The following is a 16,867-nucleotide window of genomic DNA, read 5'->3' as shown; positions in this document are numbered from 1 at the left end:
TGTCTGAGGCCCAACCACCGACTCTATCCCGGCGGTTACGCCAGTCCCACCCGGCGCAGGAGATCCACCGCTGTTTTATCCGTTTCCTGCAGCATGAGGGGGTCGGTGCCGGGCATGGGGGAGATGGTGGTGTCGGGCAGCTGGGCGTAGGTGGGGATGCCGATCAGCTGCACGCGTGGATCGAGGTCGCCGTCGGGGTGGATGAGCAGGCGGGTGTCGGGGTCCACCTCGGGGGAACCGGAGGGGGCCTCGGTGCCGTCGGAGGTGTAGTTGGCGAAGGGACGCACGCGGCCGTCGGCCATGAGTGCCTGGCCGAGTGGGTCACCGGGGACGCGGATGTCGGGGTTGTGCATCCAGGCGTCGATAAGCACCCGGGAGCGCAGCGGCGTGTCGCCGGTGGTGGGGGAGGTGAGCTGCCACGTGGCGGTCCCCCCGTCCGTCTGGACGCTGACCTGCGGGCGGGCGCCGGCGAAGGTAGCCAGGCCGGCGTCGACAAGCGCGAGCAGTTCGCGGGTGCGGAACAGCGGCGGGCCGGACCCGACCATCTGGCCGATCGCCATGACCGCGGCGAAGCGGTTGCGGCGGGATTCGAAGGTGAGGCGGCCCTCCGCGCCGAGGAGGCTGCTGGGTTTGCGGGACGCGGAGATCGACCACAGGGCGGATTTTAAGGGGCTGTCCCACGCCAGTTCCGCGTGTCGGATGTCCTCGGCCATGCGCGCGGCGATGCGCGTGGTGACATCGGCGACGGTGCCGTTGACCCCGGCCAGCGGGTACTCCCACGCGCGCAGGTCGAAGACGTGGTCGGTCGAGGTGACGTGCGGGCGCAGTGCGGTGGGGAGCTTGTCGACGTCCACCGCATCGATCGTCTCCGTAATGGCCTGCAGGGAGGTGGTGATGGCCTCCGGGTTCACGCGGTGGAGGTTTTCGTAGTAGGCCTCGTAGGCATCACGGGCGACCGCCGGCCACACCTCGGTGTCGTAATTGATGGAGGCGACGTCACGGTTCTGTGCTTTAAGCGCACTGATGACAGCCTTGAGGCGGGCGAGTTTCGCGGATGGGGGCAGGGACTTGTAATCGGATTTGGGCAGGTAGGGATAGCCACGCCCGGAGGAGATGACAAAGTGGGGTTCCCGGCCGGTGGGTTCATAGCGCAGGCCGGAACGGGTGGTGGGATCCTCGTGGAAGACGCCGCCGCGGTCGATCGTGGTCAGGGCCATGATGTCGAAGAAGCCCATGCCGAGTCCGCGTACGAGTACCGTCTCCCCCTCGGGGATATCCCGGTGGTTCTGCTCCACCGGGTTCCCCGGGCGGATCCAGATGAGCTCGGGATGATCCTCGACCGCCTGCGCCAGGGCCTGCTCCTCGGCGTTGGGGGCCGGGGTCTGCCACCCGACGGCCAGGACGGTGGCATCGGCGGTGACCATGCTGGCATCGGACAGGGTGATCACATCCCGGTCGCCGTCCTCGCGGATGGTCACCGCGCGGGCGTGGTGCTGTTCCACCTGCACCCAGTCCGGCAGCAGGGCGAGTGCAACATCGAAGGCCCACCGCAGGTAGGCGCCGTAGAGGGCGCGTGAGGGGTTGGACTGTGGCACGGTTTGGTCGATCTCCTCCCGGAAATCCTCGGCGACCTCCGGTGCCGGTGGGTGGGCCCGGAAGAGGTCAATGGCCGGTTCGGGGATGTCGGTGAGGGTGTCCTCGGCGTCACCGCGTAGCAGACGGATCCAGTCGTACTGGGTGGGGCCCTCCACGACCGGTGCGGTGACGGTGGAGCCGGGTTCGGTGAACAGGGTGACCGCACCGGCGAGGGTGTTCATGCACAGGGTCCGGGTCTGGTCGGTGCGCCAGATGTTGCCGGCGCCCATCTGGGAGTCCTCGATGAGGTGGAGGATGAGGCCACGCTCTGGTTGTCCGGTGGCGTCTGTCGCGGTGAGCTGGGCGGCGATGCGTTCGATGACGGAGATGCCCCGCGGGCCGACACCGATGATCGCGACCTCTGCCGGGGGTGTGTGCGGGGACTGGTTCACGGGAAACTCCTGCTCAGAAAGATATAGTGCTTGTGCTAGACAGATTGGTCTACTGCAATAGTACCGATCAGTCTAATTGTGTGTTAACTTCTAAGTCTAATTAATAAATGACGAAGAAAGTAAACGACGGATCCAGAAGGGAAACGCAAGTGTTAGGAAAGCACGTGTGGGGCAAACGCCCACGACGGGCGGATGGACCGGTTGGTCGGGATAAGCATACCGCTCGGTTCAGTAAGGTGGCCGGATCGGTCGCAGCGATGGTCACCAGCCTGGCGGTACTGGCCGGGTGCACCACCGCACCCGCCGAGGAGGGGGACCGCAACAGCCTCACCTACCTGGAGCCCGGATTCTTCGCCACCCTCTACCCACCGTCCGCCGGTTTCTACCCCAACGGTGCCGTGGTCAACAACATCACCGACCGCCTCCTCTACCAGGACCCCGAGACCCTTGAGCTCAAGCCCTGGATCGCCACCGAACTGCCGGAGATCAATGAGGACGCCACCGAGTTCACCTTCACCATCCGCACCGATGTCACCTACTCGGATGGCACACCCCTGACGGCTGAGAACGTGGTGAAGAACTTCGATCTCTACGGCAGGGGTGACAAGGACCGCCGCCTGACCACCTCGGAGCAGATCACCAGCTACGACTACGGCGAGGTGATCGACGAGAACACCGTCCGCTTCCACTTCACCGAACCGGCCCCGGGTTTCGCCCAGGCCACCAGCTCCTTCAACGCCGGCCTCTACTCCGACGCCACCCTGGACCTGAGTACCGAGGAGTTCGCACCGGGCAACGCCGTCAACATCATCGGCTCCGGCCCCTTCGTGATCACCTCGGAGACCCTCGGCACCAACCTCACCCTCACCCGCCGTGAGGATTACAACTGGGCACCACCGTCACGTGACCACCAGGGACCGGCCAAGCTCGAGGAGATCGAGTACGTCCTGGCCGCCGAGGAATCTGTGCGCACCGGTGCGCTGGTCTCCGGGCAGGCGGACATCGCCCGCCAGATCGAGGCCCCCGTGGAGGCACACCTCATCGATGAGGGCCTCAATGTGGTCTGGAACTCCACCAGCGGTGTCAACAACGGGTACTTCTTCCGTTTCAAGCACCCCCTCCTCCAGGACATCCGCGTACGCCAGGCACTGATCCGGGGCGTGGACCGCGAGACCATCATGGACGTGCTCTTCAGCCCCTCCTACAAGCTCGCCACCTCGACCCTGGCGTCCAACGCCCTGGGCTACAAGGAGCAGGAGGGCGCCTACGACTACGACCCGGCGGAGGCTGAACGTCTGCTGGACGACGCCGGTTGGGTCATGGGGCCGAGCGGCTACCGCGAAAAGGACGGCCAGATCCTCGAACTGACCTTCAACGAGGCCGTCCCGCAGCCACGCTCCCGCGAGGTGACCACCATGGTCCAGGACCAGCTGGCCGCCATCGGCGTCAAGGTCAACCTCAACCCCGGTGACCACGCCACCCAGACCGCGGATTCCCTGGACATGGACAAGATCCAGGTGCGTCACTCCATGGTCGGCCGCGCCGACTACGACGTGTTGAAGTCCAAGTTCTACTCCACCAACCGCAACGCCTTCCTCAACTTCACCACCGCTGAGGACGGCACCGAGGACATCGGTGATCCGAAACTGGAGGAGCTGCTCTTCGCCATCGCCTCCAGCCCGAAGGAGGAGGACCGTGCCGCAGCGTCCGCCGCGGCCCAGGACTACATCACCGAACAGGCCTACGCACTGCCCCTGTTCGAGGAACCCGTCGTCTACGGCCTGCAGCCCTATGTCCAGGGTTTCGCCCCGGAGGTCATCGGCCGACCGGATTTCTACGAGACCTACCTGGATTTCTCCGTCGAGGACGACGGATCCGGTGAGGTTGAGGGCGACACCGACACCACTGCCCCTGACGGAACCACTGATGCAGCAGCCCGCAAGGAGGAGGACTAGATGACCACCGCACAGATTCTGCGCCGCATCGGTCAGGCGGTGGTGGTGCTTCTTGTCACCTTCGTCCTGGCTTTCATCCTGCTGTCCGCACTGCCGGGCGATGCCGTCAGCGCACGCTACGCCAGCCCCGATCTCGGTCTGTCACCTGCCCAGCTGCAGGACATCAGGGAATCCTACGGTGCCGATCAACCACTGATCGTCCAGTTCTTCCTGGCGCTGGGAGGCTTCCTCACCGGTGACTTCGGGTACTCCGTCCAGTACGGCACCCCGGTGTCCACCATGATCGCCGAGGCCTTCCCCGGCACCCTCACCCTCGCCGTCCTGGCGTTCAGCCTCGCGGTGGTCCTCGCCCTGGGGATCGCCATCCTGGCCACCCTGGACCGGTTCGCCTGGCTGCGTGCCTTCTTCAACGCCCTGCCACCGTTCTTCGTCTCCCTGCCCAGCTTCTGGCTCGGCATCATGCTCATCCAGGTGGTGTCCTTCCGCCTGGGGTGGGTCCCGGTCATCGGTGCCAGCACCGGCCAGGCCCTGATCCTGCCGACCATCACCCTGGCCATTCCGATCGCAGCCCCGCTGGCCCAGGTGCTCATCCGCTCCATCGAAGAGGTGAAGAACCAGCCGTTCATCGCCGCGGTGCGGGCACGTGGTGCCAGTGAGATGTGGGTCTTCTTCCGCAATGTGCTCCGCAACGCCCTGCTGCCCACCCTGACCATGGCGGGCATCCTCTTCGGCGAACTCGTCGGCGGTGCCGTGGTCACCGAGACCGTCTTCGGTCGCGCCGGCATCGGAGCCATGACGGTCAACGCCGTGGCCAACCGTGACACCCCGGTCATGCTGGCCATCGTCGTCATCGCCGCCGCCATCTACGTCCTGATCAACCTCATCGTCGACCTGCTCTACCCGGTCCTCGATGCACGTCTGCGCCACAGGGAGAGGGCATAAACCAATGAGTAACACAGAGATGCCGAAGAAAATGGTGTTCCCCAACCCGCGCAGCGGTACCGCCGATGGTGCCCGGAAACGTCGCACTGCCACCAACCCGTGGACCCGCCCCGGCGCGCTCCTGTCCATCGTGGTCCTGGCCCTCGCTGTTCTCATGGCGCTGATTCCGGGCCTGTTCACCTCCCAGAGCCCGTTTGATTCCCAGACCACCGCGCTGCTGGCCCCCAGTGGTGAGCACTGGTTCGGTACCGACTCGGTGGGCCGTGACCTCTACGCCCGTGTGGTCTACGGTGCGCGTGAAACCCTGCTGGGTGCGCTCATCGCGGTGCTCGTCGGCCTGATCGTGGGCACCCTGATCGGCCTGCTGGCCGGTTCGCAGCGTGGCTGGGTGGATACCCTGCTCATGCGTTTCGTGGATGTCCTGCTGTCCATCCCGGCGCTGCTGCTGTCCCTGTCGGTGATCATCCTGCTGGGATACGGCACCATGAACGCCGCCATCGCGGTCGGTGTGACCTCCGTGGCCACCTTCGCTCGCCTGGCCCGCTCCCAGGTCATCACCGTTGCGGGTTCCGATTTCGTCGAGGCCGCCTACGGTTCCGGTGGCACCCAGGTGCAGGTGCTGTTCCGCCACATCCTGCCGAACTCCCTGACCCCGGTGTTGGCATTGGCCGCCCTGCAGTTCGGTTCCGCCATCCTGCAGCTGTCCATCCTCGGATTCCTCGGTTACGGTGCACCGCCACCGACCCCGGAGTGGGGTCTGCTCATCTCCGATGCCCGTGACTACATGGCCACCTCCTGGTGGCTGACGGTCCTGCCCGGTCTGGTCATCATCGTCGTCGTCCTGTCCGCCAACTACCTCAGCCGCATCATCCGAAAGGAGGCGTAACCCTGATGAGTACCCCACTGTCTGCCACGAACTCCGCAGCAGGCGCCACCACCCAGCCACTGCTGGAGATCGAGGACCTGGTCGTCTCCTACGGCACCGCCAAGGGTGTCGTGCACGCCGTGAACAACGTCAGCCTCACCGTGCACCCGGGACAGATCACCGCCATCGTGGGTGAGTCCGGTTCCGGTAAGTCCACCACCGCGCAGGCGGTCATCGGCCTGCTGGCCGATAACGCCGAGGTGGATTCCGGTCAGATCCGTTTCCAGGGCAAATCCCTGGTGGGTCTGACCCCGCGCGAGTGGCGGGAGATCCGCGGCACCAGGATCGGTCTGATCCCGCAGGATCCCAACAACTCCCTCAACCCGGTCAAGACGATCGGTGCATCGGTGGGGGAGGGCCTGGACATCCACCGTCGCGGAACAACGGCGGAGCGTAAGAAACGGGTCATTGAACTGCTGGCGCGTGTGGGTATCGACAACCCCGAGGTCCGCTACAACCAGTACCCGCATGAACTCTCCGGTGGTATGAAACAGCGTGCCCTCATCGCCGCGGCCATCGCCCTGGAACCGGACCTCATCATCGCCGATGAACCAACCTCCGCCCTGGATGTCACGGTGCAGAAGATCATCCTGGATCTGCTGGAGGAGATGCAGGCCGAACTCGGTCTGGGCATCCTGTTCATCACCCACGACCTGGCTGTGGCCGGCGACCGTGCTGATCAGATCGTCGTCATGCAACAGGGTGAGGTCCGCGAACACGGACACGCCGCATCGGTCCTCACCGACCCCCAGCACCCGTATTCCCGGCAGCTGCTAGCGGATGCGCCGTCGCTGACCATCGGTGATATCACTACCCGTGTGCCGGCCGTCGACCCCGCCGAGGCCCGCGCCAAGGGCCCTCTGCTGGTGGTGGACAACCTCCGCAAGGAATACACCCGCGGTAAGGACGAGGTCTTCGTCGCCGTCAACGATGTCTCCTTCGAGGTGCTGCCCGGCACCACCCACGCGGTGGTGGGCGAGTCCGGTTCCGGCAAGACCACCATCGGCCGGGCGATCTCCGGGTTCAACACACCCACCTCGGGTTCCATCGTCATTGCGGGCCGTGACACCACCACGCTGAACAAGACGCAGCGTCGGGAGTTCCGCCGCGAGGTGCAGCTGGTCTACCAGAACCCGTACTCCTCCCTGGACCCGCGCCAGACCATCGGCGCCACCATCGGGGAGCCGCTGCGCAATTTCACCAAACTGTCCAAACAGGAGATCAACGCCAAGGTCGAGCACTACCTCGATTTGGTGGCACTGGATCCGCGGATGTCCACGCGTCGCCCGCGGGAGCTCTCCGGTGGCCAGCGCCAGCGTGTGGCCATCGCCCGCGCCATGATCCTGGAGCCCGAGCTCGTCGTCTTCGATGAGGCGGTGTCCGCCCTCGATGTCACCGTCCAGGCGCAGATCCTGCGTCTGCTCGATGATCTGCAGCGCGAACTGGGGTTGACCTATGTGTTCATCTCGCATGATCTCGCGGTGGTTCGTGAGATATCCGACACCGTTTCCGTCCTGAGTCGGGGACAACAGGTGGAATACGGTCCTACGATGGATGTGTTCAACAATCCGCAGTCCGATTTCACCCGCCAGCTCATCGACGCGATCCCGGGTTCCCGGTACCGTGGCGGTGACCTCAACCTCGGCCTCTAACACGCCGTTCAACAGGAGATATTTACATGGCAGACATCATCGACATGCTTGTCGGCACCGATCTTCCACACCTGCGTGACAACCGTCCACAGGCGCGCGACAACGCCCAGAAGAGCTTCGAGGCACTCCTCGAGCCCATCAACCCGGGCACCTTCAGCTTCGGGGAGCGTTATGCCGTGGCCACCTATGTGGCAGGCCTGCACCAGTTCACCCCGGCGGTCGAGCTCTACTCGGATCTGCTTCTCGACGACGCCCCCACCACCCTGGCCAACGCCGTCACCGACGCCATCGACGCGACCCTGTCCGCCGGACCGTATGGCACCTACCGCGAACCGGGCCTGGCTGCCGAATCCCAGCCAGGTGGTTCCGTACACACCGACGCCTCCGTGCTCGGCGAGCGCCTGGCCGCGGCCTTCGATTACGCCCACCTGCTGGTGTTCCACCCGCGTGATTCCCGCCCCGAGGTCCTCGGTCGACTGTCCGAGGCCGGCTGGAGCGCGGATGACACGGTGTCACTGTCCCAGCTGATCAGCTTCCTCACCTTCCAGCTGCGCGTGGCCTACGGTCTGCGCACCCTGAATGGTGAGGACATCAAGGTCAAGATCAAGGGCCGCCTCGCCGTTCCCGAGGTCGAGTGGACCCTGTCGGACAAGGGTTTCCCCATCACCACCTACGAGGACATCAACCGACCCGAGGCATTCGTCAACCACGCCCTCGGTTGGAAGCCGTGGGTGCCACCGGTGGCCAAGGCGGATCTGACCGAGGAACAGCTCGAATCGCTCATCAAGCCCGAGCGCGCTGACATGCCGTACTTCCGCCTGCTCGCCCGCGACCCCCAGGCGCTGAAGGCCCGCACCCTGACCGACCTTGACATCTTCTACAACACCGACGGTGAGGGCGTGGGCCGCGCCGAGCGTGAGATCGCCGCCACCGTCACCTCCCGGTTCAACGGCTGCGTCTACTGCGCCTCCGTACACGCTGGCCGTTCCGTCGAGGAGGCCCCGGAGCGTCTCGATGATGTCAACGCGCTCATCGACAACGGTGTCGACGCCGACCTGGGGTCCGATCAGTGGAACGTCATCCGCGATGCCGCCCGTGCCCTGACCGCCACCCCGATGGCCTTCAACCAGGGCTGCATCACCAAGCTGCGTGGCGTTGGCTTCACCGATCTGCAGATCGTCGACCTGATCAACTCCGTGGCCTTCTTCAACTGGGCCAACCGCCTCATGCTCTCCCTCGGCGAGCCCGAGGTGCCGAAGCGCTTCCTCTAGAGCGCTTGTCGACGCCCCACCCCGACGGTCCCTGCGCACCGTCGGGGTGGTTTCCGTTCCCCACCTGGTCTACGCCCGGTGTTGGGCCATCGTCTCCATCTGCTCGATGACCAACTTGATGGCCTCCGGTTGCTTGTCCGGTGGATAACCATTGAGTATCAAGAGTCGCTTCACCGAGGACCGAAGTTTTGCCCGGACATCCTCCCGTACGGTCCAGTCAGTCCGGACATCACGTCGCATCACGGCCACCAACTGGCGTGCGATCTCAGCCAGCATGTTGGGTCCCTGTTCAGTGACGGCCGATTCGTTCACCGCCACGGCATCATAGAAGGCGAGTTCATCCTCATTGAGGGGTGGGGAGAACTGCTGTCCACGGTTGGATTCCTGGGCCACCTCCTTGGCCAGGGCGACCAGCTCGGCGATGACCTCAGCAGACGTCAACTGCTGGTTGGTGTACCTGTTCATCAGCTCGGTGATCCGTTCGGAAAACGCCCGCTGCCTGATGGCGTTATTCCGCGTGCTCCGTCGGGACTCCTCGGAAATCAGAGCACGTAGCGCCTCGATCGCGAGCTGCGGGTTGCGCGCCTTCTGAGTCCTGGCGATGAACTCGGGGGTCAGATCATCTAGAGAGGGGTGGGGCATGCCGGCAGCCTCGTAGATGTCCAGGACCTCGCCGGTGGCATCGGTGGCGGTGGCGATGAGTTGGCCGAGCATGCGTTGAACATCCTCAGGCACGGGTTCACCACGGCTGGCGCGATCCTGGGCATCATATTTGCCCATCCACACCCTGATCTCCTCATATACCTGAATCTCAGGCCGCAGGTCCTCCAGCTGCCCGGAACCGGTGCACAACGCCCACGCCCTCGCCAACTGCCCGGCGGTGTTCCGGTAGCGGGCAGCCAGAGTCTCCGAGTCATCCTCGGCTGCGGCATTGCCCGGAGTGGCGGGATCACGCAGGTAGTTCACCGTTCCGGTCACGGCGTTCAAGAAGGACTTCGGTCCTGGTTGGTTCAGCACCGCCTGCCAGTCGTGATCGGCAAGTAGTTCCCGGAGCCGGCCCACGAGCACGGTGACCATGGCGGCGGCTTCGTCGATATTCTTGCCGACGGGTTTGCGGGCCTGGTCGGTATTCGAGTATTCAGCTAGAGCTTTGGCGAGGTTGTCGGCCAGAGGAGCGTAGGCGACGAGCAGACCGTCGGTTTTCCCGCGGAAGGTGCGGTTGACCCGGGCGAGGGTCTGCATCAGCAGTGCACCCTTGAGCGGACGGTCGAGATAGAGCGTATGTAGTGGCGGGGAATCGAAGCCAGTGAGCATCATGTCCTTGACGATGACCAGCTCAAGTTCATCTTCCGGGTCTTTCAGACGCTCCTTGATCGTGTTGTTCGCCGATTGACGGCGCACATGATCTGCGACCGGCGGGGTGTCGGAGGCGGAGCCGGAATAGACGACCTTGATCTTGCCCTTGTCGATCTCCTCAGAGTGCCAGTCCGGGCGCAGGGTGGTGATCGCGGTGTAGAGGTTCGCGCAGATCTCCCGGGTTGCACCGACGATGAGTGCCTTGCCGAAGGTGGGGGCGCCGTCCGGGTCAGCGATAAACGGTGCCACGGCCCGGTGGCGTTGCTCCCAGTGGGTGACCAGATCCTGGGCGAGGATGGCTAGGCGGTCCGGAGCACCGTAAACGGCGTTGACCACGGCCGCGGACTGCTCGATCCGGGCCCGGTCCTCTATCCCCAGCCCGGTCGTGGCCTCGTCGGCGGCAGTATCCAGGTCATCCTCGGTGACGCCGTCTGCCAGTTGTACCTTGATCAGGCGGGGCTCGAAGTACACCGGGACGGTTGCCCCGTCGTCGACGGCACGCGACAAGTCGTAGATGTCGATGTAGTCGCCGAACACGTCGCGGGTATTGCGGTCCTCAAACGAGATCGGCGTGCCGGTAAACGCGATAAGCGTGGCATTAGGCAGCGCATCACGCAGGTGGCGGGCATAACCGTCGAGGTCGTCGTAGTGACTGCGGTGGGCCTCATCGACGATGACGATGATGTTTTTCCGGTCGCTGAGCAGTGGATGCTCGGTGCCGGAGTCTTTTTCCACTTGGGTGAGGCTGAATTTCTGCAGGGTGGTGAAGTAGATTCCGCCGGTTCCCCGGCTGGTGAGTTCTTCGCGTAGTTCCGCACGTTTGCTGATTTGTTTCGGGGTATCAGGCAACAGCTGGGAGCGGGCGAAGCTGGAGTAGAGCTGGCCGTCGAGTTCGGTGCGGTCGGTGACCAGGACGACGGTGGGGTTTTTCAGCACCGGGTGGCGCATGACCGCGGCGGTGTAGAGCTCCATTTCCATGGACTTGCCCGAGCCCTGGGTATGCCACACCACGCCAGCCTTGCCGTTGGTGCGCACCGCATCAATCGTCGATCCCACGGCCTTGGTCACCGCGAAGTACTGATGCGGCTTGGCGATCCGTTTGACCAGGCCTTCGGCCCCGGCATCGAACGCGGTGTAGGAACGCAGCAGCTGCAGGAACCGAGTGGGGTTGTACAACCCGGCGATCGCGGTTTCGATCGGCAGCACGGCTTCCCCGTCGAGGGTGTGGCCGGCAGGGACGGGGGCTCCGTCGTCGTCGACGTTCCAGGGGGAGAAGTGGTTGAGCGGGGTAAACGGGGTACCGTACTTGGCGTCCAACCCATCGGAGGCAAAGGTAAACACGCAGAAGCGAAACGCCAGGGGAAACTCACGCAGATAGGTCTGCAGCTGGGCGTGCGCGGCGGCGACATCAGCTGTATGTGAGCCGGCTTTTTTCAGCTCCATGATGCTCACCGGCATGCCGTTGCAGTACAACACCACATCGAACCGGCGTCGGTAGTCGCCCTGGACGAGGGGGACCTGGTTGACGGCGAGGAAGTCGTTGTCGATCTCCTCGGTGCCGATGATCCGCAGGGTGGGGTTGTGCTCGGTTCCGTCGGCGTCGAGGTAGGTGATGCGGTGACCATCAACGAACATTTTGTGGATGCGGTGGTTCTCGGTGATCGCATCCTGCGACGAGGGCGCGATGATCTCAGCTAACGCCTGCTGCAGGTACTGATCCGGCACCTGGGTGTTGAGCCGGCGCAGCGCAGCCAGCAGGCGGGGGCGGATGAGCAGCTCATCCCAGGAGTCGCGCTCACCGGTGCCAGGAGCGATGTCATCACCGTGGACGGGCAGCCAGCTGTTCTCGCCGAGCTGGTCGAGGACTAGGGCTTCCCAGTCGGCCTCGGAAAAACTGGTCTGCATTCCCATCACACGCCTCTGTCTTCATATATTTAGGTTCTTTGACCTCACTCTAATCAGCCCCACCTGCAGCTCAAGCACAAGTGCAGACAAAGACGGCACCATCGGGTGGATCAGAACGCGTCCTTGACGATCTTCTCAGCGTCCTTGACCCGGAGATTACCCGACATTAGCTGGGGTAACAGGGCATCACGGGTGGCGACGAGCGTCCGATTTTCCGTGGTAAAAGCGCGTTTAGCGGCTACCTCAGCAGCAATTATGGCTTCCGTGGAGGTTCGAGATTCGGGGGCGGGAAGGGCAAGCTGAAGACGTTTGAGATTTCCCATATTTATCTTCGGTTGAACCGCTCCGGTAACCAATGTAGACACTTGGCTTCGTCGGATGGCGTAGTAAAGGAGTTCCGTTGAAACCAGTTTCCCCTTCAAAGCATGAGCATGATTATTGACCCACGAGGGTCCCCAGATGTATTGGATGACAGGTGTTCCGTCGGAGTTGATCACTGAACCGTCTTCTCCTACCAACACAAGAGGCTCATCGAAGATCGCCTCGTTCACATAGCCGAAAACCCCACTTGCTCCGTAGTAGGGTACGGCTCCCGGGCGTTCATCTCGCTGCTTAGCCGATAGTGGGATGCGGCGCTTGTTATGGAACTCCGCGATAACTCCTAGCTCTTCGACGACCTCTCCTTGTTGAAGAGTCCGTTCGTATTCGGCAGCTAAGTGTTCATCGATAAGACGGATGCAAGCGCTGTTGGCGGCGATCTTGTCGTCGAGAGCACCCAGAACCTCCGCGATGGCCTGCTGCTCGCCCAGGTCGGCATGAACCGAGAGGACTAGCTTAGGGAAATCGCCCTTCTTGAAGTGAGGAATCATTGTCCCAACATGCATATTTTCTATCTGATGTCGGGTTTTTTGAGATTGCAACATGTAATACAAGTAACGATTATTTACGACTGTTGGATCCACACGAAGTGCCACCATGTCCTGTGCTATGCAAAATGAGACGGGGTCAGGTACAAGAGCTGTTCTCCCGGGACTTCCCTTGCAAACAAAGAGTATGTCTCCAGGTTCTGGATGAGCCCGGAACCACGTCTCGTACGTGGTTTCGTCGACAAACCGGACTTTCTCGAAAACAGGGTACAGCTCATCGTCTTTAACGCAGTTTGTCGCGATAAGGGGGATCCCGGTTTCGGATGTAGGACAAGTCCTGCCGCGATTGTCCACGATGAAAGACAAGAGGTCGGTAAGCCTGCGTTGTACCAACTGGCTCATGACACCCCCCTAAGCTGCTCGCGCACTACAGCCGCAAGTCGCTCAGATTCGTCGAACTGGTCGAGCAATTCTTTCTTTAGGCGTTCGATCTTTTCATCGATCGGCTCGCCGTCGTCTTCGATTTCGGCTGCGCCCACGTAGCGGCCCGGGGTCAAGGCGTAATCGGCGTCCTTGATTTCTTCCAGGGTGGCTGAGTAGCAGAAACCGGCCTCGTCTTCGTAGGTCCTGCCCTTAGCGGATGGGGTTCCGCGCCACGTGTGGAAGGTATCGGCGATCTTGGCGATGTCCTCATCACTCAAGGCCCGTTCAGCGCGGTCGATCATGTGGCCGAGGTTGCGGGCATCGATAAACAGCACCTGACCGGTACGATCAATCGCCCCTTGGTCGCCGACGGTTTTGTCCTTGGCGAAGAACCAGACACACACCGGGATTCCGGTGGAGCGGAACAACTGGGTGGGCAGTGCCACCATGCAGGAGACGAGGTCGGCTTCGACCAGTTCGGCACGGATCTTGCCCTCTCCACCGGAGTTCGAGGACATGGACCCGTTGGCCATGACCACACCGGCGGAGCCACCGGGGGCGAGTTTGGAGATGATGTGCTGGATCCAGGCGTAGTTGGCGTTATTTTTCGGTGGCACCCCGTAGCGCCAGCGGGGGTCTTCTTCGTTTCGTGCCCAGTCCTTGATATTGAACGGGGGGTTGGCCATGATGTAGTCGGCTTGCATCTCTGGGTGCAAATCGCGGGCGAAGGTATCTCCCCAGCGGGGGCCGAGGTTGGCGTTGAGACCGTGGATGGCCAGGTTCATCTTGGCCATACGCCAGGTGCGTTCGTTGAGCTCCTGGCCGTAGACAGCGATAGCGGTTCGATCTTTGTTATGGGCATCGAGGAACTTCTCCGTCTGCACAAACATGCCACCGGATCCACAGCAAGGGTCGTAGACGCGTCCACTCGTCGGTTCCAGGACTTCAACCAGAACTCGGACAACACCAGCAGGAGTGTAGAATTCTCCGCCGCGTTTTCCTTCGGCGCGGGCAAATTTCTCTAGGAAGTATTCGTAGACCTCACCCAGGAGGTCTCGGGCTCTTCCCGGGCCCTGGCCGGTGAAACGGGCGGTGTTGAACAGGTCGATCAGCTCACCCAGACGACGCTGGTCGACTGATTCGCGGTTGTAGATCCGGGGCAGAGTGGCTGACAGCGCCGGGTTGGCAACCATGATTGCATCCATGGCGTCGTCAACAAGTTCACCGATGTTCCGCGGTGCGTTACCATAGTTTGCCGAAAGCCCTTTGGCGTTCTGGGCCAGGTACTCCCAGCGGGCGTTGTCGGGAACCCAGAACACGCCGTGACCGGTGTATTCATCAGTGTCGTCGATAAGCATGGCGGTCTGGTCGTCGGTCATACCTTCGGCTACGAGCTCGTCGTGAAGCTGGGTGCGTCGCTCGGCGAACGCGTCAGAAACATACTTGAGGAAGACCAGGCCGAGGATGACGTCCTTGTATTGGGAGGCATCCATGGAACCACGCAGCTTGTCGGCGGCCTTCCAGAGTGTGTCTTTGAGTTCTTTCATGGTCGAGGGTGTGGCCTCGACGGTGTTCTTCGGTGGCACTATGAGTGTTTCTTTCTACGAAATGTTTATTAAGAGTCTAGATGGTAGTCAGGACACGGATCCTGACTACCTCAGTGGGAATCGAACGTACTTCCGTTCGTGGGTAATTAAGCGGCTGCTATGCGGGGCGGTTGTCGAACCGCACCGCATTAAGGACAGCGGCTTCCGCTGCCGCCGCCTGCTGGGCAAGATCCTCAGCGCCGGTCTTTAGCGAGGACAGTTTCTCCAGTGACGCCGTCAGCTGCTGCTGCTGATCGTGATCAAGTTCCGGAATCTGAATCTGTTTGAAATCCCGACGCGGAATGGCAGATCCCTTGGTGGCGGGCTCATTGAAGGGAGCATTGATACAGGAGACGAGGTATTGCGGGTCCAGGTCCGGGTCATTTACCCGTAGCACGATAATGCTCGGGGACACCACCCAATTGTTGCCATCGGCTTTGAAAATCCACGCGGAGCCCATGGAGTGAAGAGGGACGACAATGTCACCGTCCTGAATCCAGAGGTCGGCTTCCGTCGCCTTCACCTTCTTCGGCTGACGATTGCTTTTCGCCGGTGACAACATGAATGCCTCGATGCCGTCCTTCGGCGCATTGTCACGTCCCTCCAAAAAGGGTTTGCGGATCCGGGTGATTGCGTTGGTGTCGATGAGCTGCTTGAGGTTCGTGAAGCTTCTCGACGAAGGAACCCGCTCGACAATCTGCTCGTCAAGGTCGAGATCACGCAGCTTTTTGACGCTGGAGGAAAGAGCACTCATGGCCTTCTTGAGATCCTCCCGGACCTCATCCTCCTCGAGTTCCGCGCGCAATAGTGCTGGGGGAACGATCGAACCATCATTGGTGATCAACTCAGCCAGGGAAAGTCGACGCGCCGGAATGGCGATCTCTCGCCCTGCCCGCAGGTCTGTCAACCACTGTGCAATTTCATCCTGCGGATCGGACACAGTGGAGGCATCAGCAATGAGCAGCGAGGTCTCTGGGTCTCCTACAGGACGGTGGAGAACCCACAGCAGAGTGGGAATGCCCGAATACGGGAGCAACCGTGACGGAAGCTGAATGACTGCTTCCACCAGTCCGCGGGCGACCAACTCCTGACGGATTTGTTGGGATGCTCCTCGGAAGCCTGCGGCGGTGCTGGTGAGAACATATGCATACCCACCAGGGGTTAAGTTGCTCAAAGCCATGTAGAGGAACAATTCGTCGGAAGTCAGTGCACCGGCAGCGTCGAATCCGGCCCGGGCCAGAACGTTCTGTTGGACATCCCGGTCAGGGCGCATTCCCATCGGAGGTTCTGTAATGATTGTCTGACTACGGAGTTCCCCATGGATCTCGCTGGTCAGGGAATCAGAATGCGTGAAGGTGGCAGGGATACCTGCCAGGTACGCATGCAACTGGGCGATCGTAACGGCGACCCCGTCGATATCGTTGCCGATCAACGCCAAGTTCTGCTGTTTGTTATAAAGCCTCAAGAGGGTGCCACCGATGCCGCAGGCAGGATCGAATACTGTCGTGTCGCTCTCGAGCGTGGTTGCAGCAGCATTGATCAAGAGAGCTGACTGGCGTGAATTCGAAGTGCTCAGGGCGCTCAGGTCTCCGCGCCCTCCCAAGCCAAAAAACCTATCGACGATAACACTGGCGGTGTCTCCGTAATCATCGATCTGAATGTTGTTCACAGTGGAGACCAGCTCAACAACCATCGAGTCTGTGAGCGCGGGACTGATCAGTTTAACCACCCTGGTGGGCACGGAACGGTCCACCCCATTCGGAGCTTCCGCCTCGATCAGGGGCCTAGAAAGCCCCTCCACAGTTGGGGTGGCGGTGATGGTCTGCCAGGTCGAATCAGATGTGTCTGATTCAGACCTCTTCCGGAGGGCTAGAAGATAAAGCACCAGGATTGCAATGTCGCGGGGATCTGCCACTGCACCGCGAAGGAGGTGGGCCCGACCCCCGGATAGTAGACACG

General features: G+C 62.2%; 10 protein-coding genes. 5 read left to right on the top strand and 5 right to left on the bottom strand.

Features of this window, described 5'->3' with window-relative positions; translation table 11 throughout:
• Positions 1–35: 35 nt before the first annotated feature.
• Positions 36–2,027: an FAD/NAD(P)-binding protein gene (locus CE_RS11550; protein ID WP_006768339.1), complete on the bottom strand. Its 1,992-nt coding sequence runs from the start codon at positions 2,025–2,027 to the stop codon at positions 36–38.
• Between the two features lie 257 nt (positions 2,028–2,284).
• On the opposite strand from CE_RS11550, the gene CE_RS11545 reads away from it, so the two are divergent.
• Genes CE_RS11545 through CE_RS11525 form a run of 5 tightly spaced genes read left to right on the top strand, consistent with a single transcriptional unit; the run spans position 2,285 to position 8,772 of the window.
• Positions 2,285–3,982 carry a TIGR04028 family ABC transporter substrate-binding protein gene (locus CE_RS11545; RefSeq protein WP_006768338.1) on the top strand — a complete coding sequence of 566 codons (1,698 nt, stop codon included), beginning with the start codon at positions 2,285–2,287 and terminating at the stop codon, positions 3,980–3,982.
• Positions 3,983–4,924 carry an ABC transporter permease gene (locus tag CE_RS11540; protein ID WP_006768337.1) on the top strand — a complete coding sequence of 314 codons (942 nt, stop codon included), beginning with the start codon at positions 3,983–3,985 and terminating at the stop codon, positions 4,922–4,924. It abuts the gene before it with no gap.
• A gap of 4 nt (positions 4,925–4,928) precedes the next feature.
• Positions 4,929–5,810: an ABC transporter permease gene (locus CE_RS11535; RefSeq protein WP_006768336.1), complete on the top strand. Its 882-nt coding sequence runs from the start codon at positions 4,929–4,931 to the stop codon at positions 5,808–5,810.
• Between the two features lie 5 nt (positions 5,811–5,815).
• The gene (locus CE_RS11530) at positions 5,816–7,501 is read left to right on the top strand and encodes a dipeptide ABC transporter ATP-binding protein (protein WP_006768335.1); all 1,686 of its coding nucleotides are present in this window, start codon (positions 5,816–5,818) and stop codon (positions 7,499–7,501) included.
• A gap of 26 nt (positions 7,502–7,527) precedes the next feature.
• Entirely contained in the window at positions 7,528–8,772 is a 1,245-nt protein-coding gene (locus CE_RS11525) for an alkylhydroperoxidase domain protein (RefSeq protein ID WP_006768334.1), read from the top strand.
• A 69-nt stretch (positions 8,773–8,841) separates the two neighbouring features.
• Here CE_RS11525 and CE_RS11520 read toward each other — a convergent pair whose 3' ends face one another.
• From CE_RS11520 to CE_RS11505, 4 genes are all read right to left on the bottom strand, one after another.
• A complete protein-coding gene (locus CE_RS11520; protein ID WP_006768333.1) occupies positions 8,842–12,039 on the bottom strand; it encodes a type I restriction endonuclease subunit R in 3,198 nt (1,065 codons plus the stop codon).
• Positions 12,040–12,143: 104 nt separating this feature from the next.
• Positions 12,144–13,301 carry a restriction endonuclease subunit S gene (locus CE_RS11515; protein WP_006768332.1) on the bottom strand — a complete coding sequence of 386 codons (1,158 nt, stop codon included), beginning with the start codon at positions 13,299–13,301 and terminating at the stop codon, positions 12,144–12,146.
• The gene (locus tag CE_RS11510; protein ID WP_006768331.1) at positions 13,298–14,869 is read right to left on the bottom strand and encodes a type I restriction-modification system subunit M; all 1,572 of its coding nucleotides are present in this window, start codon (positions 14,867–14,869) and stop codon (positions 13,298–13,300) included. Before CE_RS11510 ends, CE_RS11515 begins: the two co-directional genes overlap by 4 nt.
• A 157-nt stretch (positions 14,870–15,026) precedes the next feature.
• Positions 15,027–16,823 (bottom strand): N-6 DNA methylase, encoded by a 1,797-nt coding sequence (locus CE_RS11505; protein WP_006768330.1) that lies wholly within the window; start codon positions 16,821–16,823, stop codon positions 15,027–15,029.
• Positions 16,824–16,867: the final 44 nt, after the last annotated feature.

Source organism: Corynebacterium efficiens YS-314 (assembly GCF_000011305.1).
Classification (GTDB): Bacteria; Actinomycetota; Actinomycetes; order Mycobacteriales; family Mycobacteriaceae; genus Corynebacterium; species Corynebacterium efficiens.
The sequence above is the reverse complement of the archived record's forward strand: the minus strand, read 5'-3'. Positions and strand labels throughout refer to the sequence as shown.

Bases quoted from the DNA above. Each gene is read 5' to 3' on its own strand.
- CE_RS11545 (WP_006768338.1), top strand. From the start codon at position 2,285: ATGGTCACCAGCCTGGCGGTACTGGCCGGGTGCACCACCGCACCCGCC.
- CE_RS11540 (WP_006768337.1), top strand. From the start codon at position 3,983: ATGACCACCGCACAGATTCTGCGCCGCATCGGTCAGGCGGTGGTGGTG.
- CE_RS11535 (WP_006768336.1), top strand. From the start codon at position 4,929: ATGAGTAACACAGAGATGCCGAAGAAAATGGTGTTCCCCAACCCGCGC.
- CE_RS11530 (WP_006768335.1), top strand. From the start codon at position 5,816: ATGAGTACCCCACTGTCTGCCACGAACTCCGCAGCAGGCGCCACCACC.
- CE_RS11525 (WP_006768334.1), top strand. From the start codon at position 7,528: ATGGCAGACATCATCGACATGCTTGTCGGCACCGATCTTCCACACCTG.
- CE_RS11520 (WP_006768333.1), bottom strand. From the start codon at position 12,039: ATGGGAATGCAGACCAGTTTTTCCGAGGCCGACTGGGAAGCCCTAGTC.
- CE_RS11515 (WP_006768332.1), bottom strand. From the start codon at position 13,301: ATGAGCCAGTTGGTACAACGCAGGCTTACCGACCTCTTGTCTTTCATC.
- CE_RS11510 (WP_006768331.1), bottom strand. From the start codon at position 14,869: ATGAAAGAACTCAAAGACACACTCTGGAAGGCCGCCGACAAGCTGCGT.